The following is a 23323-nucleotide window of genomic DNA, read 5'->3' on the forward strand; positions in this document are numbered from 1 at the left end:
AAATCCGAGGTAAAAAAAATCCCCGAACCAGTCGGGGATTTTTTATTGGACGATCAGCTCAAGAGCGGATCAATCCTCGCGATAGCGACGCAGCTTCAACTGCTTGCCGGCAACGCGGGTGTCCTTGAGCTTGGTCAGCAGGCGCTCGAGGCCATCTTCCGGCAGTTCGACCAGGCTGAAGCTATCACGGACCTGGATACGGCCGATCGCTTCGCGGGCCAGGCCGCCTTCGTTGAGGATTGCACCCAGCAGGTTCTTGGCAGCGATACCATCACGCGCACCCAGCGCGGTACGGCAACGAGCACGGCCTTCGGCCAATGGAACCGGCGCACGACGCTCGCGCTCTGGACGGTCACCGCTGCGCTCCGGACGATCGCCACGCGGGGCGTTGTTCGGAACCAGTGGACGCTCACGCTCGATGGCGGCAAGCGTCAGCGCCTGACCATTGGTGGCCTTGCGCAGAAGAGCGGCAGCCAGTGCACGCGGGGTGCAACCGATGTCGGCAGTCAGACGGTCCAGCAGATCGCCGTGGGTCGACTCGGCGTCGGCAACCAGTGGCGACAGGCTGTTGGTCAGTTTCTTGATACGGGCATCCAGCACAGCCTGGGCGTCCGGCAGGCGGACTTCCGCAACCTTCTGGCCAGTGACGCGCTCGATCACCTGCAGCATGCGACGCTCACGCGGCGTGACCAGCAGCAAGGCACGGCCTTCGCGACCGGCACGGCCAGTACGGCCGATACGGTGAACGTAGGACTCTGGATCGTAAGGCATGTCCACGTTGAACACGTGAGTGATACGCGGAACGTCAAGACCACGAGCAGCCACGTCGGTCGCCACAACGATGTCCAGACGGCCATCCTTGAGGGAGTCGATGACGCGCTCGCGCTGGTTCTGAGCGATGTCGCCGTTCAGAGCAGCAGCCTTGTAGCCTTTGGCTTCCAGCGCGCTTGCCAGGTCCAGGGTCGCCTGCTTGGTACGGACGAACATGATCAGGGCGTCGAAGTCTTCGACTTCCAGCAGGCTCAGAACAGCCGAGGTCTTCTGATCAGCGTGAACCAGCAGGTGAGCCTGCTCGATCGCGGTAACGGTCTGGGTCTTGGTCTGGATCTTGACGTGCTTCGGATCGCGCAGGTGGCGTTCGGCGATGGCACGGATCGACTGTGGCAGCGTGGCCGAGAACAGAACGGTCTGGCGAGTCTCAGGCATGGCCTTGAAGATCACTTCCAGGTCGTCCATGAAGCCCAGCTTCAGCATTTCGTCCGCTTCGTCGAGAACCAGGTGGTTCACGGTCGCCAGGACTTTTTCGTCACGGCGAAGGTGATCGCACAGACGGCCTGGAGTAGCGACGACGATTTGAGCGCCGTTGCGGATGGCCTTCAACTGAGGGCCCATCGGCGCGCCGCCGTAGACCGCTACAACGGTCACGCCCGGCATTTGTTTTGCGTAGGTCTCGAACGCGGTGGCCACTTGAAGTGCCAGCTCGCGGGTCGGGGCCAGGATCAGTGCTTGCGGCTCGCGCTTGCTCGGGTCGATGCGATGCAGGATAGGCAGTGCGAACGCGGCGGTTTTACCCGTACCGGTTTGCGCCTGACCAATCATGTCGTGACCGGCGAGAATAATCGGGATCGACTGCTGCTGAATGGCAGAAGGCTCTTCGTAGCCAGTGGCAACGACAGCTGCAACGATATTGGGATGAAGTTCGAGAGCGGCGAAGCCGCCGATTTCCTGGGTCATGGGTCTGCCTCTAGTGCATCCGCAAAGACCCATGCTTCAAAGCTGCGCGTGCCGTGTACGACCTTGAGGTCACCCTGGCTGCTTTGTCGGCGGGGATTTGCGAAAACGTTTGATGAATGGATCGTCAATGATAGTTCGCAGTGCGAACGCGCGACCGAAGCGGGCTTCGGAGAACTGCTATATCACGACGAGGGCCTCGTTAAGGCCGGCGCGCACTATACCGGAATTGCGCACGAAAGTGAGTCTTTTTTTTGCGAAACGTTGCCGGCCAGGCAAGAAAAATCAGGCGTTTCAAACCCTGAGCTTCCTGCCCGGCACCTTACGGCCCCGCGATTGCGGGGACGGCAGCTTAAACGTTTCACCGATTCTTGCAAACGATCAGAGACTGGACTTTCGACGTGCGGCGAATTGTCCCACATTCAATTCGGGTTTTCTCTGACTCAGGTTGCAGGCCGCACTGACTTGATCAACGAGTCAAGCGAGTAACCCAACCGGGACGTCAGCGCTTCGGCGCGCAAGGAGAGTGCTTCGATGTCCAGCGTCTGATCCAGATCCGCAGGCACGATGAGGATGACGTTGCCCTCTTTCACCGGCAGCTCCCAGTAGTGCCGATGATAAAGGCCGCGCAACAGAGCAGCGCCCAAAGGCTTGCCGTCGTCGGTCGCCCACTGGTTGATGATCAGCCAGCCACCGGCATTCAAACGTTGCTGGCAGCCGTGGAGGAAATTCCAGGCCAGGTGCCCGACGCCTGGGCCCACGTCGGTATAGAGGTCGACGAAAATCAGATCCGCAGGCTCGGTGCTGTCGAGCAAATCGAGCGCATCGCCGATGCGTATATAAAGACGCGGATCGTCGTCGAGCCCCATGTACTCCATCGCCAGCCGCGGAACGTCCGGACGCAGTTCGATGACCTCCACATCCTCCAGCGGCAGAAACTTCATGCACGCCTGGGTCAGCGTTCCGGCACCCAATCCCAGAAACAAAGCGCTTTCAGGCGCCTCGTGGCACAACGCACCAATCAGCATGGCACGTGTGTAGTCGTACTCCAGCCAACTGGGATCGGCCGTGAAGGTGCAGCTCTGCTCGATGGCGTCGCCAAATTCGAGGAAGCGGTAGTCCTCCACTTCCAGCACGCGAATCATGCCGAAGTCGTCGTGGACTTCCGCCAGAATCCGTTCTACGCGCTCACGCTCATCCGTCATTACCGTTCCCGATTGGCCCGCAAAACGCGGATTGTCGACCATGCCACGCGCTTTGTCACACTTGGGACGCTGCAACGGCACCCCAGTTATCCGCGCCACACTGGCAGCGGCACGTCGAACTGCTAACATGCTGATCCGATTGCGTAACCCTAGAGCCAATAATGAGCCAACCCTGGAGCCCCGATAGCTGGCGGGCACTGCCGATTCAGCAGCAACCTCACTACCCTGACGCCGAACATCTGGCGAAAGTCGAACAGACCCTGGCCGGCTACCCGCCGCTGGTGTTCGCCGGCGAGGCCCGAGAGTTGCGTCGCCAGTTTGCCGAAGTGACTCAGGGTCGCGCGTTCCTGCTACAGGGCGGCGACTGCGCTGAAAGCTTCATGGAGTTTTCGGCGGCCAAGATTCGCGACACATTCAAGGTGCTGCTGCAGATGGCGGTGGTGATGACCTTCGCGGCTGGCTGCCCGGTGGTCAAGGTCGGGCGCATGGCGGGGCAATTTGCCAAGCCGCGTTCGTCCAATGATGAAACCATTGATGGCGTGACATTTCCGGCCTACCGCGGCGACATCGTCAACGGCATTGGCTTCGATGAAAAAAGCCGCGTTCCGGACCCTGATCGTCTAGTTCAGGCCTACAACCAGTCCACCGCGACCCTGAACCTGCTGCGGGCCTTTGCACAGGGCGGCTTCGCCGATCTGCATCAGGTACATCAGTGGAACCTGGATTTCATCGCCAATTCGGCACTGGGTGAAAAGTACAGCCAGCTCGCCGACCGCATCGACGAAACCCTGGCATTCATGCGCGCCTGCGGCATGGACACGTCGCCGCAATTGCGCGAAACCAGTTTCTTCACCGCCCACGAAGCCCTGCTGCTCAATTACGAAGAAGCATTCGTGCGGCGCGACAGCCTGACCAACGATTACTACGACTGCTCGGCACACATGCTGTGGATCGGCGACCGCACCCGGCAGCTGGACGGCGCGCATGTCGAGTTTCTGCGCGGCGTGAACAACCCGATCGGCGTCAAGATCGGCCCGAGCATGAACACCGACGACCTGATTCGCCTGATCGACACCCTTAACCCGGGCAACGACCCGGGCCGTCTGAACCTCATCGCGCGCATGGGGGCGAACAAGGTGGGCGATCATCTGCCCCAGTTGATTCGCGCCGTCGAGCGTGAAGGCCGCAAGGTGCTGTGGAGTTCGGACCCGATGCACGGCAACACGATCAAGGCCAGCAGCGGTTACAAGACTCGCGATTTCGCGCAGATTCTGGGCGAGGTCAAACAGTTCTTCCAGGTGCATCAGGCCGAAGGCACCTACGCAGGCGGCATTCATATCGAAATGACCGGGCAGAACGTCACCGAGTGCATCGGTGGGGCGCGTCCGATCACCGAGGATGGCTTGTCGGATCGCTATCACACCCATTGTGACCCGCGCATGAACGCCGATCAGTCGCTGGAGCTGGCGTTCCTGATTGCCGAAACCCTGAAGCAGGTACGCCGCTGATCCACCTTCAGCCCTGTAGCGCCATTGCCAGCCGCACTCCACTGTCGCGCTGGCAGTTAACCTGAATCTGCGCCAACCCCAGCCACTCGGCCAGATGGCGCAGATTGTCCGCCAAGGCTTGCACGCCCTCTTCGTCCAGACCGTTCGGCTCTTCGTGTACGGCATGCACCGCCAGTCGATCGGCTGCGCGTTCGGAACGCAGGTCAATCCGGGCGGCGATGTGCTCGTTGTGCAGAAACGGCAGCACGTAGTAGCCATACACGCGCTTGTGCTGAGGCGTGTAGATTTCCAGCCGGTAGCGAAATTCGAACAGCCGCTCGGTGCGCGCCCGCTCCCAGACCAGCGAGTCGAACGGCGACAGCAGCGCGCTTGCGTTGACCTTGCGCGGCACCTTGCTGTCCGGCAGACAGAACGCTTTGTGGGTCCAGCCCTGGACCTGCGCCACTTCAAGCGTCCCGTCCTCGACCAGCTCCGCCAGCAGAGCGCGGCTGGGCTGTGGGTCCTGGCGGAAATAATCGCGCAAGTCCTTTTCGGTGCCGACACCCAGCGCTCTGACGGCATGCAACAACAGCCCACGCTGGGCGTCGGCTTCGCTGATTTCCGGCTGATCGAGTATCGCCATCGGCAGCACGCGTTCGGGCAGGTCATATAGACGCTCGAAACCACGACGCCCTGCAACAGTGACCTTACCGGCTGCAAACAACCATTCCAACGCCTGCTTTTCCACGCTCCAGTCCCACCAAGGGCCGGCTTTTTCCTGACGCGTGCTCAGACTGCCAGCGCCCAGTGCGCCGCGTTCGCGAACGGCCTGCAGCACGCGTGCAATGGCCTTCTGCTGTTCGCGACCAAATCGGGCCAGGCCTTGGTAAATGCACTCGCCCTGCGCCGCTCGGCGCATGCGCCAGCGCATCAGTGGGTACAGCTCAATGGGCAGCAGCGACGCTTCGTGCCCCCAGTACTCGAACAGGCGCCGATGCCGCCCCTGGCTCCACGCGGCCTGATCCAGCAATGTCGGCGAATAATGGCCTAATCGCGAAAACAGCGGCAGGTAGTGCGAACGCACCAGCGCATTGACCGAGTCGATTTGCAACACGCCGAGTCGTCTGATCATCTGTGTGACGTGGCTGGCCTTGATCGTCGCTGGCGGCTGACGCCCATTGAAACCCTGGGCGGCCAGCGCCAGACGACGTGCTTGCTTGAGGGATAATTCGGACATTCGGCGCTCCCGGTTCGAACGGTTACGCTAGCCGATTCCAGCACGCTCTGTCAGCGGTTCATAGGGTCGTCCCAGAACGGACGCTCCGTCTCGCGTTGAACATCGGCCCTGCTCAAGCCCAAATCCTTGAGCGCGTTATCGCTCATCTGCGCGAGAAAAAGGCGCTGACGGTGTAACTCGTACCGACGCACGACAGGGTTCATCGCCCATTGCAATGCGTTGCCAAGCCGCATCGACAGCGACGACCGAGATACCAGCACATACCCTTTTTGACCTTTCATCATCTCGCCCTCCGTGACTAAAGTCTCGCGCCGGGCTTAAGATCAATCCAACGAATGTTTCTTATGAAAGCCATCTGGGAGATTGATGCGTGGCCAACTACCCGAGCATCGACACCGACCTGTTACGCACCTTTGTCGCTATTGCCGATCACGGCGGTTTCACCAAGGCAGGCGAGGCGGTCAATCGCACGCAATCTGCGGTGAGCATGCAAATGAAGCGGCTCGAAGAAGACATCGTCCAGCGCTCGCTGTTTCGCAAGGACGGCCGCACCTTGAGCCTGACGGCAGAGGGTCAGGTACTGCTGGGTTATGCGCGGCGTATCCTCAAACTTCACAGTGAAGTGTTCAACACGTTGCGTGAGCCGCACATGGTCGGCGTGGTAAAAATCGGCTCGCCGGACGACTACGTGATGCGATTTCTGCCGGGCATCCTGTCGCAGTTTTCACAGGCCTATCCGCTGGTGCAGGTTGAAGTGCATTGCGAGCCATCGGACATGCTGTTGCAGCGCCATGACCTGGACCTGACCATCGTGACGCGTCAGCCCGGGAACGAGATCGGCCAATTGCTGCGACGCGAGCGTCTGGTGTGGGTCGCGGCCGAAGGACATGCGCCCCACGACCAGATACCCATGCCGCTGGCGATGTTCAACACGCACTGCTTTTGCAGGGAGTGGGCCTGCAACGCGCTGGACACGATCGAGCGTGAATACCGGATCGCCTACAGCAGCGCCAGCATGTCGGCGATCATGGCAGTGGTCGGAGCGGGTCTGGCGGTGACCGCACAACTGCAGAGCCTGGTCACGCCGGACCTGCGCATCCTCGGCGACGCGGAAAACCTGCCGCAGCTGCCGACCGCCAGCGTGGTGTTGTTGCGCAATCCGAACAACCCCTCGCCCATCACCGAATGCATGGCCGACTACATTGCCGAGGGTTTCAGACTTTAAGCGCGAGGATCACCGCGCAGAACACCAGAAACACGCAGAACATCGAGCGCAGTCTGCGCTCCGGCAGCGAGTGCGCCAGCTTCACGCCCCAACTGATGCTGGCCAGGCCGCCAATGGCCAGCGGTATGCCCATCGACCAGTTCACATGGTCATGCAAGGCATACGTCACCAATGTGATGCCAGTGCTCGGGGCCGCCAGCGACAACGCCAGACCTTGCGCCACAACCTGGGTAGCGCCAAAGACGCTGGTCAGAATCGGCGTTGCAATCACTCCGCCCCCCACTCCGAACAGACCGCCCGTGATGCCGGAGCCCACCCCCAGCAGCCACAATCTTTTCTCGTGGCGTAATTGGGGAGTGACCTGCCCTTTTTGCCAGTACATCTGGGCAAGATTGAACACGGTCAGGATGACCAGAAATCCGATGAAGCCTAACCGCATGCCTTGCGGATCGAGACGCACAGCCAGCAAAGAGGTCAACCAGGCGAACATGAAACTCGGCACGATCAGCATGAGTGCGTTGCGCAGCAGAATCCGGTTGCGCTGGTTGTAGCGCCACAACGCGAGCAACACGTTGGGCAACACCATCAACAATGCCGTGCCCTGCGCCAATTGCTGATCCAGCCCGAACAGCACGCCCAACGCGGGAATCGCCACCAGACCGCCGCCAATCCCGAAGAGCCCGCCCAGCGTGCCCATTACAGCTCCCAGCACCACAAACATCACAACATCGATCACGCCACGTCCCCAACCAGTCAATGGCCAAATGCTACGCAGTCTTGTACGTGACGCAAACAATCATCACGGGTAAGGCTGCTTTTTTTAATTCCCTGAAGGGGCATACACCCGAGCGCGACGGAATTATCTGGCGCATTAAAGATCGCAACACTAAATTACCCCTCCTCTTTAACAGCGCATGAGGAATGCCGATGGCCGCCGATGACAGCTCTACCCCCAACGCCTCCACCGAGTGCGACTCGCTGCTACTGGACAATCAGTTGTGTTTCGCCTTGTATTCCACTTCGCTGATGATGACCAAGGTCTACAAGCCTTTGCTTCAGGCACTGGGACTGACCTACCCGCAATACTTGGCGATGATGGTGCTGTGGGAACAGGACGGCCTGACCGTAGGGGATGTCAGCACTCGCCTGCTGACCGATCCGGGTTCGTTGACGCCACTGCTCAAGCGTCTGGAAGGTGAAGGCTTTATCAGTCGTACACGCAGTAAGGAAGACGAGCGCGTGGTGTTGCTGCACCTCACCGAGCAAGGCCGCGCCCTGCAGCACAAAGCCCTGACAGTGCCGGGGTGCATCCTGTCGGCCAGTGGCCTGAACATGGATCAGCTTCGGGAGCTGCAAGGCCAGTTGCTCGGCCTGCGCAAACACCTGCACAACAGCCTCTAACGAGCGCGGCCTGACGGGTTGCTGTAAGCAGTCGCACTGGATCCATGCGCCTTGGGGAGGCGGCTGTCGGCAAGCCACCTCCTGCGCGATGTCTATTCGGCCAGCCGTTCGAGGTTTAGCCAGGTTTCTTCACGCTTTCTGACGTGTGCATGACCGCGAGTACTCCGTGCGGAAATGCCGGTACGGCACGCCCCCCCCTCTGAATACGCTCCTCATCGCCCGCCCTCACTCTTTTCAACAATTAACTTGCGCGCAAAATAATTGCGAGCTACATTCAGCTCGCGATTAGTTGGCGCGCAAGTATTTAGCGTATACATTAAGATTCAATGAGGAGCGATACCATGAACACTCTCTATACCGCTGTTGCAACCGCCACCGGTGGCCGTGATGGTCGCGCCGTTTCCAGCGACAAGATTCTCGACGTCAAACTCGCGACCCCGAAAGAACTCGGCGGCGCAGGCGGCGAAGCCACCAACCCTGAGCAGTTGTTCGCTGCCGGTTACTCGGCCTGCTTCATCGGCGCACTGAAGTTCGTAGCCGGTCAAAGCAAGCGCAGCATCCCTGCCGATGCCTCGATCACCGCCCATGTCGGTATCGGCCAGATTCCCGGCGGTTTCGGTCTGGACATCGATCTGCACATCAGCCTGCCCGGTCTTGAACAGGCCGATGCCCAACAATTGGTCGAGGCAGCTCACCAGGTCTGCCCATACTCCAACGCCACCCGTGGCAACGTCGATGTGCACCTGCACGTCACCGTCTAACCCCTAATCGCCACAGGAATCGAACATGAAAACCCTTAGCAATGTTTTAGCCGGCACCCTGCTCGCCCTATCAATCAGCAGTGCATTTGCCGCTGGCGATTCGGGTGTGGAACACAACACTCAGGCCTTTCTGGATGCTCTGAACTCGGGCACCGGCAAGCCTATCGAGCAGTTGTCGCCCAAGGATGCGCGTGCGGTATTGGTGGGTGCTCAGTCAGGCGTGAAGCTGACCCTGCCCAAGGCCGATGTAAGCGAGAAGACCATCAAGGTCGACGGGCAATCCATCAGCCTGACTATCGTGCGCCCTGCAAGCGTCAAAGGGACCTTGCCGGTTTTCATGTTCTTCCACGGCGGCGGCTGGGTACTGGGTGATTTCCAGACTCACGAGCGTCTGGTTCGGGATCTGGTCGCAGGTTCAGGCGCCGTGGCGGTGTTCGTCAATTACACGCCTTCGCCAGAAGCCCATTACCCGACCGCGATCAATCAGGCCTACGCCGCCACTCGCTGGGTGGCCGAGCACGGAAAAGAAATCAACGTCGACGGCAAGCGCCTGGCCGTGGCCGGTAACAGTGTCGGCGGCAACATGGCGGCAGTCGTGGCGCTGATGGCCAAGGACAAAGGCACGCCAGCGCTGCGTTACCAGGTGCTACTATGGCCGGTGACCGACGCCAACTTCAACACCGCTTCCTACGACCAGTATGCCGAGGGTCACTTCCTGACCCGCAATATGATGAAGTGGTTCTGGGACAACTACACCACCGACGCAGCGCAGCGTAACGAGATTTACGCCTCACCGCTGCGCGCCACGACCGAGCAGTTGAAAGGCCTGCCGCCTGCGCTGGTTCAGACGGCCAGCGCCGATGTATTGCGTGACGAAGGTGAAGCCTATGCCCGCAAACTGGATCAGGCTGGCGTGCCGGTGACCGCGGTGCGCTACAACGGGATGATCCATGACTACGGCCTGCTCAACGTTGTCAGTCAGGTGCCGGCAGTTCGCTCTGCCATGCTGCAGGCGTCCGAAGAACTGAAAACACATTTGAAGTAACAACAGCGGTCAAATCGCAGGCAAAAAGAAACCCGCATCGCTGCGGGTTTCTTGCGTAACGGGTTACACGACCCTGCTTACTTCGCACGGCCTTTGTAAGAACCGCCTTCACGGGTATCGATCTCGATCATGTCGCCGATTTCGATGAAGTCAGCAACGCTCAGCTCAGTGCCGTTCTTCAGTTTGGCAGGCTTCATGACCTTGCCGGACGTGTCGCCACGGGCCGAACCTTCGGTGTAGTCCACCTGACGCACGATGGTGGTCGGCAGCTCTACGGAAACCAGACGATCTTCGAAGAACACCGCTTCGCAAACGTCGGTCATGCCTTCTTCAACGAAAGGCAGAACGCTTTCGATGTCTTCGGCGTTCAGTTCGTACATGGTGTAGTCAGTAGTGTCCATGAACGTGTAGGTGTCGCCGCTGATGAAGGACAGGGTCGCTTCTTTGCGGTCCAGGATCACGTCGTCCAGTTTGTCGTCAGCGCTGTAAACGATCTCGGTCTTGTAACCGGTCAGCAGGTTTTTCAGCTTGGTCTTCATGATCGCGCTGTTACGACCGGACTTGGTGAATTCAGCTTTCTGAACCAGCCAAGGATCGTTTTCCAGACGGATCACAGTACCGGGTTTCAGCTCTTTACCAGTTTTCATTGCATATATCCGAATTTGGATTGAATTAACCAAAGGCTCTGTACGAGAAATAGCCTGCGCAGGCACTTTTCGTACAGAGCCTTACATCAAGGCCGCGTATCATAGCGAATTTACATAAAACTGCACCAGCGCCGCAGCAAGATCAGTCCGCGAGGCCTGCTCGTCGCACCACTGCTCGGCGTGTCTTTGCAGTTCGGGCCAGTGATTCACAACGCGTTGCCAGGCTTCGTCCAGCCCTTGGCTAGCATTCCAGCCTTGCCAGAATGCGTTGAGCGCCTGACCTGCCTCAGGCGAGAGTCCTGCCAGATAAAGCTCCAGAAACGCGTCAAGCTTGGGCAAATGGGCATCGCCTTCCTGCTGGTAGATGTGCCAGAGCATCGGCCTCCCCGCCCATTGCGCACGCACGAATGAATCTTCCCCCCGAACCACATTGAAATCGCAACTCCAGAGCAGCCGGTCATAATCTTCCTGCCTGACGAACGGCAACACCTGAACGGTCAGAGCACCTCGTTGCTGCAACGTGCCTGCACACAGCTCGCTTACACCGAGCCACTGCTGAAGATCAACCAGAATCCGCCCCTCCGGCACCAGCAAGTGCGTAGCGTGCGTGTCGTTCGCCAAGGCATTCAGCCAACTGCTCAGCGCCGGGTTTTCGTAGGCAAACACCGAGAGCAGGCGCGTATCAGGAAGTACCGTGACCCCCAGGTCAGCAAGGAAGTCGCGCTGCGCCGCCGCGTCCTGCTGGTAAGCTCGACGCTGCTCGACCAGGCTTCTTTCGCGCAGCAAACCGCCCGTGGTTTCACGAAATCCGGGAAAGAAAAAGAACTTTTTCAGGCCGCTCGATTGCACCGAAGGCAGGCCATGACAGCCGGTCACCCACTCTTCAGCGCTGAGATAATCAAGGTTCAGCCAAACCGGTCGCGCAGAACACTGCAGCATCGCGTCCGTGTAGGGTGTGGGGAGACGGCAAGCAAAGGCTTCGATCACGCCTTCGGGCATCGTTGTGTCCACCCATTGCCTGGGCCAGTGGCACACCTCGACGCCTTCATGCCACTGTTGCGCAGCGTGAGGATCGGCCTGCGGACACAGGCGCGCGAACGCCGCCAGGTCATCGATCCACAAGCGTATGTTCAAGCCGTGCTCGGCGACCAACTGGCGCGCAAGACGCCAGGTCACGCCTACATCGCCATAGTTATCGACAACGTTGCAAAAAATGTCCCAAGAGGCTTTCATCCTGGCTCCCTGAGGCAGAGTGATCAAAAATGCGATTGTCCTTCAGAACAACCTGCCTGCACCAGACTAGAGCGCTTTACGAACATTCGCCGAATCTACGATTGTCATCCACACTCTTCAGACATGGCACAATCACACCGTTGCCCTGCTCAGGAATTCAGCCATGCCGTCTCACCTCCGTCGTCGCGAACTGTCTGTCTCCGTGAAGTTGATCGCTTGCATTGCAGCGGGCATCTGGCTGGGTGCGATGGCAGTGTTTCTGACTGGCTGGCTACTCTACAAAAGCCTGCCGCCAGCGCAGACCGTCATACTGGAAAAAGCGGCGGCGCAGTTGGTCACGCCAGCGGTGCCGCAGGCGGACCCGGAAACCGCGATGTTCAAAAAGTACGAACAGAGCCTGCGTGAAAGCGAAGCACGCCAGGCGCGCGAACAGGTGCAGGAACAACAGCAACGTAATTTCAGCCGCTCCAAATGCGATTTCTGGATGCAGCAGGACCGTACGGCGCCGAGCGAGAAAAGCCGCGCCAGCATCAATGAATTCTGCGGATAAACCATGAACAAACAGGCTGTACTGCAAAGCATTGTCGCGAAACTGAACATCGATCTGGACGTTGCACAGCGGGCAGCTCAGACCGCGTATGAAACCGCTACGCACGAAGAGAACATCGCCGAGAACAAGTACGACACATTAGGGCTTGAGGCCTCCTACCTCGCTGCGGGCCAGGCCAGGCGGGTCGAAGAAATCCGCCAATCGCTCAAGTGCTATCAAGACTGGCCATTCACACCGTTTGATGCATCACGCGGCATTCGGATCGGTGATCTGATCAGAATCGAAAATGGCACAGGTCAGGCTCAGTACCTGTTTCTGGGGCCCGACGCTGCGGGTTTGAAAGTCAGTGCGAGCGATCAATTGATCACCGTGATCACACCAAGAGCCCCGTTGGGTCAACAACTGCTGGGCAAATTTGCAGATGACGACGTGCAGATTGTCATAAACGGCAGCGAACATTTGTTCGAGATCACTCACATCTTCTGACATAACGACTTATTCAGGGTTGATCACGCCAAGTTTTTATGGGTAAGGTGGCATCGTCGCTGTACTCGGGGCTACATCAAAGCAAGCAAGGACTAAAACCCAAGGAGATTTTTCATGACGAACGTCATCGCATTCCCTGACGCCCATGAACGTGATCGCCTGAAGTCCAGTCAAGATCCGGCGTTGAGATACCTGAACAAAAAAGAGCGACTGCTGATCGACCAACTGCGCTCGACCAGCCATGCGGGACGTCAGTACGTGTACGACTACGCGAGCATCATGCACCTGTCCAGACCTCTGTATCCGGAGCCTGTCGACTGACCGCATGAATATCGGCTGACACGAAAACACATCTCCAGTGAAATCGGGGCATCCGCAATGGAGCCCCGTGAAACCTCTGTACGCCTCTAAAAGACTGGCATTACTCATTGGCAGAACCCGTTTGGGCTCCATTGCTGCGCTCCTTATCGAATTATTTAATTGCGACCATCATCAACATGCGATTACGATCGTAATCAAAGCATTGGCTTGACTGATGAAGGAGTGCCGCGTCATGCAAAACCTCTCGCGCGAAGAAAAAATCCAACAGTGGTTGGAGGAAGAGAGCACGGTGCGCGCAACGTTGGGTGGCCCTGGTAATACTTCACTTGCCGAAGCCGCTTTGCTGGAACCGATCGATTACTTCAAAGGGATTGGTCGCGGAGACTTACCCAGCCCGGCAATTTGCGAAATGCTCGATTTCATTCCGCTGGTTTTCGCAGAGGGGCATTTCATCTTTCAGGGCACGCCGGATAAACGACATTACAACTCCCTGGGAAGCGTGCATGGGGGTTATGCCGCCACCCTGCTTGACTCATGCATGGCCTGCGCGATTCATACCCGACTCAAGAAAGGCCAGGGCTACACCATGTCCGATCTGCGCGTCAGCTATGTCCGCGCCCTGACCGACAAAGTCGGCCCGGTTCGCGCCGAGGGCAAGGTCGTTCACATCGGACGATCCACGGCCCTGGCCGAAGCCCGTCTGTATGACGTGGATGATCGCCTGTACGCAACTGCCAGCACGACCTGCATCATCCTGAGCATGGGCTGAAGCATGTTCGCTGTTCTTAAAAACAAAAAAGGCGCAGATGACTGCGCCCTGTCTGTCTGTGGCGGTGATTATTGAATCAGCGAATAAACCAGCGCGGTGATGGCGACCACACCGGCGGCGACCACAAAAACGTTGGACAGCTTGCCCGCGTATTTGCGCATCGCCGGTACTTTGTGGATGGCATACATCGGCATCAGGAACAGCAGCGCCGAAATGATCGGACCGCCGAGTGTCTCGATCATGCCCAGAATGCTCGGATTGAGCGTCGCCACAATCCAGCACACCACCAGCATGAACGCAGCCGTCATCCGGTCCAGCATTTTGGGGGCAGGTCGACGACCTGTCTTGACGATCAGACCTTTCAGACCTTCGCTGGCACCGATGTAGTGGCCCAGAAACGATTTCGAGATCGCCACGAACGCGATCAGAGGCGCGACGAACGCAATGGTCGGGTTACTGAAGTGATTGGCGAGGTACGACAGAATCGAGAGGTTCTGAGCCTTGGCCTCGGCCAACTGCACGGGCGACAGCGTCAGCACGCAACTGAACACAAAGAACAGCACCATGACCACCATCAGCCCGTGGGCGCGGGCAAGGATTTGCGAACTGCGAACTTCAGCGTTTTCGCCGTACTGACGCTTCTGGTCAACGGCGAAAGCCGAAATGATAGGCGTATGGTTGAAGGAGAACACCATGACCGGGATGGCCAGCCACAACGTAGGCCAGAACGCCGAAGCCTCGGGCAATGTAGTCGCGGTGCTCAGGATGCCGCCGGTCCAGTGCGGGATCAGGAATACGGCGAGAAACAACAACGCAACGATAAAGGGGTAAACCATCAGGCTCATGGCCTTGACGATGAACCGCTCGCCACAACGCACTACCGCCAGCAAACCTACGATCAGCAACAGCGCAAGAATGGCGCGCGGAGGCGGCTCAACATGGAGTTGATGCTCAAGGAAGCTGCTGACCGTGTTGGTCAGCGCCACGCTGTAAATCAGCAGAATCGGGAAAATCGCAAAGAAGTACAGCAATGTGATCAGCGCACCGGCAGCCTTGCCGAAATGCTGCTCCACTACCTCGGTAATGTCCGCGCCTTCGCGACCGGACAACACAAATCGCGTCAACCCTCGGTGTGCGTAGAACGTCATCGGAAAGGCCAGCACCGCCAGAACCAGCAATGGCCAGAAACCACCAATGCCGGCGTTGATCGGCAAGAACAGGGTGCCTGCACCGATGGCGGTGCCAAACAGGCCAAGCATCCAGGTCGTGTCGTTGCGATTCCACGCAGTGATGCTCGCGGGTGTTGTATCCAGGCGTTCTACGACGCCATTAGCCTGATCGTTCATCCGGTGGACTCTCCGTGGCCGGTTAATCAAAAAGGGAAACGCATCGAAAAAACCTGGCAGTCAGCGCTTCCCTCGAAAACAGGGGCCGGATTCTCCGGGATTAGCGCGAGAAATCAACGTTTTTGTCGGACAGTTTTGTAAACATGACGATGCGACAGGTACGCCAAAATGGCTCGAGCCGGTGCCAGGCTTGCCCTGGCCCCCAAGACGCTGCCCCCCAAATACGGGCCAAAGTCTCTCGAAACCTATGCTGCATCGTTTCACCTATCAATGTATAAAGGCCTTGTAGCATTTCGGCCACTTCCTGGAGACTCAGCGCATGCGTTACGCGCTTGATCGTAAAGCTCAAACTCACCAGCGGATTGTCAAGGAAGCATCCGTACGTTTTCGCCGGGATGGCATAGGCGCAACAGGCCTACAACCTTTAATGAAATCGCTGGGGCTGACCCACGGCGGCTTCTATGCGCATTTCAAATCCAAGGACGACCTTGTCGACCAGGCCTTGAGACAGTCTGTCGACGAAGCAAAGGTTTGCACTCAAGAGATGTTCAATGGGCCGGACTCATTGAACACATTCATCGACGTTTACCTGTCCGAGACCCACCGTGACGATCCTGGTACAGGATGTCCTTTACCCAACATGTGCGCTGAATTGGGTCAACAGAACAGGCCCAGTCCTTTGACGGACGAGATTATTGTCCACCTGCTGGAAACGTTCGATAACGCGTTGCACATTGAAAACCCTGAACCCAAGAGCATGTTGGTGCTGTCAAGCCTGGTGGGCGCATTGATATTGTCGCGCAGCGCGCATGACCCTCAACTGTCCGAGCATATTCTCAAGGTCACACGTGAATACGTAAAACTGCATATCAGTCAGCACGACGCCGTTGCAGTCGCGGCGCCCAAGCCATTGCCGTTAACTGATGACGCGACACTTCATAGCTGAATAAAAAAACAGGCCGATCATTCATCGGCCTGTTTTTTTCAACTCAAGAACCACTCATTCAACCGCCAGTTTATCCCTGTTCTTTTCGAGAATGGATTTGCCAATACCTTTGACCTCAATCAGCTCATCTACGGATGTGAACGCTCCGTTGTTTTCTCGGTAAGCCACAATCGCGTCCGCTTTATTCTTGCCAATACTGGCCAGTTCCTTTTGAAGGGTTTCTGCATCAGCCTTATTTAGGTTGATTCGGTCTGCTCGTTGTTCCTGAACGGCGGTGGCTATCGAGGCATCGCTCTTGGCGGGTGCCGCAGGCGCCGCAGTGACGGCAACCGAAGCACTGGTCAGCAAGGCAAATATCAAAGAAGAGAAAAAGGCAGTTCGCATCGTTAACGCTCCATTACAAGTTGAGGCAGCTTTCCAAAAGCTGCTCTCGAAACTTAGGAGCCGCGCTCGACGCTGTCAATGAAGTCTGGCGTTGCCAGTTATTACAAAGTGCGCGGGCCGCCTGTGCGCACTGAGAACGGACTTTTTTATCAAGTAACATTACGTTTCGCTGCGACGTTCCTGATACATCCAATCCACTATCTCGCCCTCTGGCGCATAGCCGTTGACTGTTTCACGGAGTAACTGACGCACGCTGGTGTAATCATCACGGTCGACAGCGTCCAGCAATTTTGTAAGCCGCGCTTTCAATACGTCCCACTGAAGATAATCTTCAGTAGCACTCATAATCATCGGGTGTTCGGTTGCCACGACGTTGTCGCCAATCAACAACTCTTCATACAACTTTTCACCGGGACGCAGGCCGGTAAATTCAATCGAAATATCACCGTGCGGGTTTTTCTCGGAACGAATGCTAAGGCCCGAAAGGTGAATCATCTTTTCAGCCAATTCGATGATCTTGACCGGCTCGCCCATGTCCAGCACAAACACATCTCCTCCGTGCCCCATCGAACCTGCCTGGATCACCAGTTGGGCGGCCTCCGGGATGGTCATGAAGTAACGCGTGATCTTGGGGTGAGTGACCGTCAGGGGTCCGCCAGACTGAATCTGTTTGTGAAACAGCGGAATCACCGAGCCCGAAGAGCCCAGAACGTTGCCGAAGCGAACCATTGTGAAGCGTGTCTTGTTGACCTGATAGACGTTGGACTTGTCGCCAAAGATGACCGGAGCGGCCTCCCGGCTGAGTGCCTGTAATATCAGCTCGGCAAGACGTTTGGTGCTGCCCATGACATTCGTCGGCCTGACAGCCTTGTCGGTCGAGATCAGAACAAAGTTGGAGACACCGGCCTGCAACGCTGCCTGGGCGGTGTTGAGCGTACCGACTACGTTATTGATCACGCCTTCGGCAATATTGTGCTCGACCATTGGGACATGCTTGTAAGCTGCGGCGTGATACACCGTATCGACTTTCCAGGCCTTCATGATCGCCAGCAGCTTGGGATGATTGCGTACTGAACCCAGAATCGGCAGCAACTTGACGTTCAACGACTCGCGGGACGAGCGCTCTTCAAGTTCGGACACGATGCTGTAGAGATTGAACTCGCTGTGATCGAGCAACAGAAGCTTGGTCGGCCCCAGCAACAGGATCTGCCGACACAGTTCAGAACCGATGGACCCTCCTGCGCCTGTGACCAATACGGTTTGGCCCTTGATGCAATGTTCCAGCAGATTGTCTCTGGCAGGCACCGAATCACGCCCCAGCAGGTCGGCAATGTCGACTTCCTGCAAGTCATCTACCTTGACCCGTCCGGCAGCCAGATCCATGAAGCCCGGAACGCTTCGTACATGAAGTGGAAAGCCTTCCAGAAAGCCCAATATTTCGCGACGGCGACCCCGCGATGAGGACGGGATGGCCAGCAGGATTTCCTGAGCGCCTGTAGAATCGATCATTCGCTGTATGTGTTTGGGCTTGTAGACCTGAAGCCCGGAAATCACCCGATTCGAAATGGACTCATCGTCATCGATGAAGGCGACCGGATGCATCACCCTGCCCATACGCAAGGCCGCGACCAGCTGGTTTCCGGCCGCGCCGGCACCGTAGATGGCCACCTTCTGCAGACCGTTATCGCTCTTGGCAAACGGCACATGCTGGGCGGCTGCAAACCAGTCGCCCAGAAAGTATTGCCTCATCGCCAGCCGGAGCCCGCCGATCATGACCATACTCAACCACCAGTAGTTGAAAATGACCGAGCGCGGCACCAGTTGCTGGTGGTTACTGTAGACGTAGACCATACAGCCAAGAATCAAAGAAGACAGCGTAACGGCTTTAATGATGGCAATCAGGGCATCATTGCCAAAATACCGCATCACCGCGCGGTACATACCGAATCGGATAAAGAGGGGAATGGCCGCCAAAGGGGCACTGATGAAAAGCCAGGTGTGTTTTTCCAGAGGGTTGATCAGCTCATCAATTCCCAGCCGGACGACAAACGACATCCACAGGGCAGCCCAGACCAGAAGAACGTCGGCGGCAACCTGAATTATTCGCTTTTTGCGACGCGGCAACGCCAGCAGAAAAGCTCGTAATTTGCTCATCAAATCGTCATTACTCCCGTGCCTTTGCTCTGAATCGCCACTGAAAGACCTTTTCGGTACAAGACTCCACGTACTAGGACACTGCAATTCACGTTTAGTTAACGCATCTCCGCCTGACCTGCCCTGAACCTGATCGCAAGGATCACCAACGGCAAGTAAGCAATAATCACGCCTGTCATTCCGTCTACGCCCTTCAACGCTACCCACAGCGCGATGGGAAGCAGCCAGCCGAGGTTGATCAGACCCACGGCCAGCGTTACCGGAAGATGCCGGCCATAACGGCGGGACGCGAACTGATAGGCATGACTTCGATGAGCTTCATAGACCTTTTCTCCGCGTATCAGTCGACGCAATAGCGTGACCGTGGCATCCACGACGAACACTCCCAACAGAATCAACCACGCCCAGAATAGCTGAGATGAAACCCAGGCTGCCTGAACGGAAAGTATTCCAAGGACAACGCCCAGGAACCCGCTACCGGCATCCCCCATGAATATGCGCGCAGGCGGAAAATTCCAGTAGAGAAAACCAGCGACTGCAGCGGCAAGCAACAAGGGGCCCCAAAGCAATTCGTTGTAGCCACTCAGCACATAGATGAGGCTGATACCACCACAGACCGTTACCGCTTCGACACTGGCAAGTCCGTCTATACCGTCCATGAAATTGTACAGATTGAGCATCCAGACTAGATAAAAGGCGGCCAGCACATGACCCAGCACACTCAGATTAACGGTCATGCCCATGAAGTCCAGAGGTGCCAGCCCCCGGGACCACACCAGCGCCCATACGGCAGCAGCGAAGTGACCCAACAACCGCCAGCGGGCAGCAATGTGACCGTGATCGTCCATGAAGCCGATCACCGCAACCAGTCCGCCAGCGCCCATCAGCGCTGCAATCGTTGCAAAAGGTATTTGTCCGCTCCAAGCCAGCGCGACCATTGCCAGAACAAATGCGATGACGATCGAAACACCCCCGCCCCTTGGGGTAGGCACCGAATGAGAGCTGCGGGCGTTGGGAATATCCATCAGGCTTTTGGCCAAGGCGTATTTGCGAAGCAGCCCCGTCAACATCAGGGAAAGCAACGCTACGCACGTTATGGATAGCCACTCAAGCATGTTTGTGTTCCAGATAGAATCGGGCCGTCTCTTTCAACGCGCTCTCAGGGGTCACGGGGGGCGTCCAGCCGAGTAGCGTGCGGGTTTTGGTGATGTCGACCTGCAGCGAACCACACAGACGCTGGGAAAAATCTTTTTTCCCCAATAAAGCCGCAACGCGATTCAACATCCAGGCCGGGACAGGAACAAGCCGAGCCGGCCTGCCCAAGGCCCTGCCCATTTCCTTCAACAGTTCGGTGGTGGAAAGGTCCTGCCCGTCACTGACTAGAAACGTCTGCCCGGCCGCTGCCGGATGCGCTATGCAGGTCACCACAAGATCCACAACATTATCCAGGGCTACCAGGCTGCGGCGGTTATCGATCGCACCGAGCGGCAGGGGCACACCTTTGTCCAGCCAGCGCATCATGTTTAGAAAGTTGGCTTTGACCCCAGGCCCATAGACAAGCACCGGACGGATGATCACCACTTCCATGCCAGTACGGACAGATAACTCACGCAGTCCCTGCTCGGCCTGATGCTTGGAAGCCCCATAAGGATCAACGGGGGTGCACACATCGTCAGCCTTGAATGGCTGGCCAATGGTCGTGGCCTCCCCATTTACCTTGATCGAACTGACGAAGATGAATCGCCTGACGCCTGCCGCCGCAGCCTGTTCCGCGAGATTCAGCGTCGCGGCAGCATTGGCGCGAACGTATTCCTGTTCGGCCTGCAGGCCTGAGTCATTAAGGACATGCACGCGTGCTGCACAGTGGATCACCACGTCTGTGCCGTTCACGAATGAGGACCATTGGTTGTCCGGCGCGAGCGAACGGACGGTGACCACATCAATACGCTCACAGGATGTTGTGTATTGACCGCGCACCGCAACACGCACTTGGCACCCGGTGTTTTCAATCAAATAACGAACGATGGCGTTGCCTACGAAGCCCGTTGCACCTGTTATCGCAACCCATGCAGCTTCATCGCTCATATCGCAACGCCTTGTCAAAGCATGGGAATATTACTGACGTGTGACTTTTTAGCAACCGTATTTACATGCAAGCCCTTGAATAAACGGGGCTGGCCAGGTTATTTCGCCCAACAATAATCAGTGCGTTTAACAACCTCAAGATTCAAGCGAAGATTATTAGCAGGTCCTGAGTCCTTGCGATAACTAGCCACCCGCGACTGCGCTGGGTCGATCAGGGAATAATCAGTTCAACGGCGCGTTTTTGAAGCGCATATTTGCGCTCGATAACGTGCCCCAACGACTTTTTGGCCCCCGCCTCTCCATGAACCAGGCGTATCTGGGCAGGCCAATGCTGCATACCGGTCACAAACTGCACCAACTGCGCCTGATCGGCATGCGCCGAGTACCCCCTCACTGTTGAAACGCCTGCCTGGATATCGAATCGCTCACGATCAAGCTCTACGTAGCCACCTCCAGGGCCGTGCTCTTGAATGGCAGCGCCCGGAGTGCCCTTGGCCTGATACCCCACGAAGAGAACGTTATGACGCCTGTCGCCCAGCATGGCCTTGAGATAATTGACGATGCGTCCACCTGTGCACATACCACTGCTGGCAATGACGATGGCGGGACGTGCAGTGCTGACGAGGTAGTTGAGGGTTTGCAAATGGCGAGCATGCGTGTCGATCTTGATCAACTGAGAGAAGCCTAGAGGCGCTCTGCCTTGGTCCAGCCGCTCGCGAGCGGCTTCGTCCCAGTAGTCGGCAAAGGACTGATACATTGCGGTAAACCGGCTGGCCAACGGCGAGTCGAGAATGATCGGCAATTGCGGCCAGTCCACGACGGAAGCGTCTGCGCTTGGGGAGCCACCATTCTGCGCCTTAGCCTGGCCTGACAACCCCTTGCGGTGCAGGATATCCTCCAGATCGTAAAGAAGCTCCTGAGTACGGCCGATGCTGAAGGCGGGAATCAGTACCGTCCCCTTATCCTCCAGCGCCTTGTCTATAAGCTGCTCGAGGCGTTGCTGACGAGCGCTGCGATGTTCATGGATTCGATTGCCGTACGTGGACTCCAGCACCAGAATGTCAGCACGCTCTGGCGACTGTGGAGCAGGCAGAAAAGGCGCAGGTGACGCGCCAAGGTCCCCAGAGAACACCACACGCTGCGAACGACTCTCCAATGGATAAGCCACATCGCACTCAAGGTAGGCAGAACCCAGTATATGGCCCGCTCGTTGCAACCTGACCGTGAAGTGAAGCGCATCGGTAGCGACAAGATCAAACCAGGTGTCAAAGGGCAGCGCGATAATTCGCTCGCGGATGACATCAAGGTATCGGTCAACGTAGGCCGGATCATGCTCGAATTGAATTTTGAGGATGTCCTCCATGACCAGCGGTAGCAGATGCGCGCTGGGCTCGCTGCACAATATCGGACCTGTGTAGCCGCCTGCCAGCAACTGCGGAATCCGCCCAACATGATCAGTATGCACATGGGTGATCAACAGCGCCCTGATGCTCGAAGGGGAAAACCCGAACGCTGTAACCCCCTTCTCCTCTGCTTGAGTCGCACCACAATCAATCAGCACACTGTTTACCGCATCCAGACACAGCTGATGACAAGAACCTGTCACGGTCTCAGTTGCACCGTGATGGATAAGCTTTGGATAAGACATTCAACTACCTTTGTGTAAAGCCAGAACCATAGTAAATAACTTTCTGGCGAGCGACCCTAATGATGAGCAGGGGCTATTCTGCGCCTGAAAATACGGGACTCAAGTCTTGACACAAAAGTGCTGCGACGATAGCAAACGAAGCCTGCTTTCAATGTGTGAGCGGCCAAGCGAGCAAAATAGGCATGCGCGGCTTGATCAAAAATTCTTCTTATAAGGGGCAGTATTTATTCCCCTGCCATATAGGAAATTTCTTACACAACTAAAAGCGTTAATAGCAGCTCTTCTAGCTCACTTCCCACAAGCTATAACACGCAAGACTACGGGCACTGCCCGCTGGCAAGCGTGGAGAACATCGAGAAGGGATATTTTACAAACTGCTGCCGGGCCTGCACCCGGCGCTGACCGACTTACTCTGCCTTGACGGATCGAGAGTAGGACGGACGTTTTTGACGAAGACTGGCGATCCAGGCAAACACGGGGCCGATCAGCATACCCAGCAGCAAAGCAAGCACGACCGGTATGGCGAATGGAAGCTGTGGTATCGACCAACCAAACAGAACCAGATCGACAGGCTGGCGGTTCTCAAGCACAAAAACCGTGGTCGCCAACACGATGAACAGTACAACCGCGATCAAAATGACTCGTTTGAAGATACGCATCGG

24 protein-coding genes are annotated in these 23323 nt (G+C 57.3%); 10 read left to right on the forward strand and 14 right to left on the reverse strand.

Going from position 1 to position 23323, the window contains the following annotated elements; genetic code table 11:
• Positions 1-69 precede the first annotated feature (69 nt).
• Both ALP40_RS01690 and ALP40_RS01695 read right to left on the reverse strand, forming a co-directional pair.
• Positions 70-1767, reverse strand: coding sequence for a DEAD/DEAH box helicase (locus tag ALP40_RS01690; protein WP_175561695.1), 1698 nt, complete (start codon positions 1765-1767; stop codon positions 70-72).
• Positions 1768-2174: 407 nt separating this feature from the next.
• On the reverse strand, positions 2175-2936 hold the full coding sequence (locus ALP40_RS01695) for a spermidine synthase (RefSeq protein ID WP_122206568.1): 762 nt from the start codon (positions 2934-2936) through the stop codon (positions 2175-2177).
• Between the two features lie 161 nt (positions 2937-3097).
• On the opposite strand from ALP40_RS01695, the gene ALP40_RS01700 reads away from it, so the two are divergent.
• A complete protein-coding gene (locus ALP40_RS01700) occupies positions 3098-4444 on the forward strand; it encodes a class II 3-deoxy-7-phosphoheptulonate synthase (protein WP_122206569.1) in 1347 nt (448 codons plus the stop codon).
• 7 nt (positions 4445-4451) lie between these two features.
• On the opposite strand, the gene ALP40_RS01705 is transcribed toward ALP40_RS01700, so the two are convergent.
• Both ALP40_RS01705 and ALP40_RS01710 read right to left on the reverse strand, forming a co-directional pair.
• Complete coding sequence (locus ALP40_RS01705) at positions 4452-5660, reverse strand: winged helix-turn-helix domain-containing protein (RefSeq protein WP_122206570.1); 1209 nt, start codon at positions 5658-5660, stop codon at positions 4452-4454.
• Positions 5661-5710: 50 nt separating this feature from the next.
• A complete protein-coding gene (locus ALP40_RS01710) occupies positions 5711-5893 on the reverse strand; it encodes a DUF1127 domain-containing protein (RefSeq protein ID WP_409077495.1) in 183 nt (60 codons plus the stop codon).
• A gap of 137 nt (positions 5894-6030) precedes the next feature.
• Between ALP40_RS01710 and ALP40_RS01715 the strand changes: the two genes are divergently transcribed.
• Positions 6031-6885, forward strand: coding sequence for a LysR substrate-binding domain-containing protein (locus tag ALP40_RS01715; RefSeq protein ID WP_122206571.1), 855 nt, complete (start codon positions 6031-6033; stop codon positions 6883-6885).
• On the opposite strand, the gene ALP40_RS01720 is transcribed toward ALP40_RS01715, so the two are convergent.
• The gene (locus tag ALP40_RS01720; RefSeq protein WP_183135986.1) at positions 6875-7621 is read right to left on the reverse strand and encodes a sulfite exporter TauE/SafE family protein; all 747 of its coding nucleotides are present in this window, start codon (positions 7619-7621) and stop codon (positions 6875-6877) included. The two genes, ALP40_RS01715 and ALP40_RS01720, sit on opposite strands and share 11 nt — an antisense overlap.
• 191 nt (positions 7622-7812) lie before the next feature.
• Here ALP40_RS01720 and ALP40_RS01725 point away from each other — a divergent pair, with 191 nt between their 5' ends.
• The 3 genes from ALP40_RS01725 to ALP40_RS01735 all read left to right on the forward strand — a co-directional run bounded on the left by ALP40_RS01725 (position 7813) and on the right by ALP40_RS01735 (position 10092).
• A complete protein-coding gene (locus ALP40_RS01725) occupies positions 7813-8286 on the forward strand; it encodes a MarR family winged helix-turn-helix transcriptional regulator (RefSeq protein WP_122206573.1) in 474 nt (157 codons plus the stop codon).
• Between the two features lie 341 nt (positions 8287-8627).
• Positions 8628-9047, forward strand: coding sequence for an organic hydroperoxide resistance protein (locus tag ALP40_RS01730; RefSeq protein WP_122206574.1), 420 nt, complete (start codon positions 8628-8630; stop codon positions 9045-9047).
• A gap of 25 nt (positions 9048-9072) precedes the next feature.
• The gene (locus tag ALP40_RS01735) at positions 9073-10092 is read left to right on the forward strand and encodes an alpha/beta hydrolase (protein ID WP_122206575.1); all 1020 of its coding nucleotides are present in this window, start codon (positions 9073-9075) and stop codon (positions 10090-10092) included.
• A 77-nt stretch (positions 10093-10169) separates the two neighbouring features.
• Here the strand turns inward: ALP40_RS01735 and ALP40_RS01740 are convergent, their stop codons facing one another.
• Together ALP40_RS01740 and earP are read right to left on the reverse strand one after the other, a co-directional pair.
• Positions 10170-10739 carry an elongation factor P gene (locus ALP40_RS01740; protein ID WP_002554550.1) on the reverse strand — a complete coding sequence of 190 codons (570 nt, stop codon included), beginning with the start codon at positions 10737-10739 and terminating at the stop codon, positions 10170-10172.
• Positions 10740-10838: 99 nt separating this feature from the next.
• Complete coding sequence (earP, locus tag ALP40_RS01745) at positions 10839-11972, reverse strand: elongation factor P maturation arginine rhamnosyltransferase EarP (protein ID WP_122206576.1); 1134 nt, start codon at positions 11970-11972, stop codon at positions 10839-10841.
• 163 nt (positions 11973-12135) lie between these two features.
• On the opposite strand from earP, the gene ALP40_RS01750 reads away from it, so the two are divergent.
• From ALP40_RS01750 to ALP40_RS01765, 4 genes are all read left to right on the forward strand, one after another.
• Positions 12136-12522, forward strand: a complete 387-nt coding sequence (locus ALP40_RS01750; RefSeq protein ID WP_122206577.1) for a hypothetical protein — start codon at positions 12136-12138, stop codon at positions 12520-12522.
• A 3-nt stretch (positions 12523-12525) separates the two neighbouring features.
• Positions 12526-13008, forward strand: coding sequence for a transcription elongation factor GreAB (locus tag ALP40_RS01755; protein ID WP_122206578.1), 483 nt, complete (start codon positions 12526-12528; stop codon positions 13006-13008).
• A gap of 114 nt (positions 13009-13122) precedes the next feature.
• Entirely contained in the window at positions 13123-13329 is a 207-nt protein-coding gene (locus ALP40_RS01760) for a hypothetical protein (protein WP_122206579.1), read from the forward strand.
• 232 nt (positions 13330-13561) lie between these two features.
• Positions 13562-14098, forward strand: coding sequence for a PaaI family thioesterase (locus ALP40_RS01765; protein WP_122206580.1), 537 nt, complete (start codon positions 13562-13564; stop codon positions 14096-14098).
• 68 nt (positions 14099-14166) lie between these two features.
• On the opposite strand, the gene ALP40_RS01770 is transcribed toward ALP40_RS01765, so the two are convergent.
• Positions 14167-15444 (reverse strand): aromatic amino acid transport family protein, encoded by a 1278-nt coding sequence (locus ALP40_RS01770; RefSeq protein WP_122206581.1) that lies wholly within the window; start codon positions 15442-15444, stop codon positions 14167-14169.
• Between the two features lie 319 nt (positions 15445-15763).
• On the opposite strand from ALP40_RS01770, the gene ALP40_RS01775 reads away from it, so the two are divergent.
• Positions 15764-16390, forward strand: a complete 627-nt coding sequence (locus ALP40_RS01775; protein WP_122206582.1) for a TetR/AcrR family transcriptional regulator — start codon at positions 15764-15766, stop codon at positions 16388-16390.
• Between the two features lie 54 nt (positions 16391-16444).
• Here the strand turns inward: ALP40_RS01775 and ALP40_RS01780 are convergent, their stop codons facing one another.
• The 6 genes from ALP40_RS01780 to ALP40_RS01805 form a co-directional block, all read right to left on the reverse strand.
• A complete protein-coding gene (locus tag ALP40_RS01780) occupies positions 16445-16774 on the reverse strand; it encodes a helix-hairpin-helix domain-containing protein (protein ID WP_122206583.1) in 330 nt (109 codons plus the stop codon).
• A gap of 159 nt (positions 16775-16933) precedes the next feature.
• Entirely contained in the window at positions 16934-18928 is a 1995-nt protein-coding gene (locus ALP40_RS01785) for a nucleoside-diphosphate sugar epimerase/dehydratase (RefSeq protein ID WP_122206584.1), read from the reverse strand.
• Between the two features lie 98 nt (positions 18929-19026).
• A complete protein-coding gene (locus ALP40_RS01790) occupies positions 19027-20043 on the reverse strand; it encodes a glycosyltransferase family 4 protein (protein ID WP_122206585.1) in 1017 nt (338 codons plus the stop codon).
• On the reverse strand, positions 20036-21013 hold the full coding sequence (locus ALP40_RS01795) for an SDR family oxidoreductase (RefSeq protein WP_122206586.1): 978 nt from the start codon (positions 21011-21013) through the stop codon (positions 20036-20038). Before ALP40_RS01795 ends, ALP40_RS01790 begins: the two co-directional genes overlap by 8 nt.
• Before the next feature lie 211 nt (positions 21014-21224).
• Positions 21225-22661 carry an MBL fold metallo-hydrolase gene (locus ALP40_RS01800; RefSeq protein ID WP_122206587.1) on the reverse strand — a complete coding sequence of 479 codons (1437 nt, stop codon included), beginning with the start codon at positions 22659-22661 and terminating at the stop codon, positions 21225-21227.
• 407 nt (positions 22662-23068) lie between these two features.
• A complete protein-coding gene (locus tag ALP40_RS01805; protein WP_122206588.1) occupies positions 23069-23320 on the reverse strand; it encodes a lipopolysaccharide assembly protein LapA domain-containing protein in 252 nt (83 codons plus the stop codon).
• Positions 23321-23323: the final 3 nt, after the last annotated feature.

This window comes from Pseudomonas viridiflava, assembly GCF_003702045.1.
Taxonomy (GTDB): Bacteria; Pseudomonadota; Gammaproteobacteria; order Pseudomonadales; family Pseudomonadaceae; genus Aquipseudomonas; species Aquipseudomonas viridiflava_C.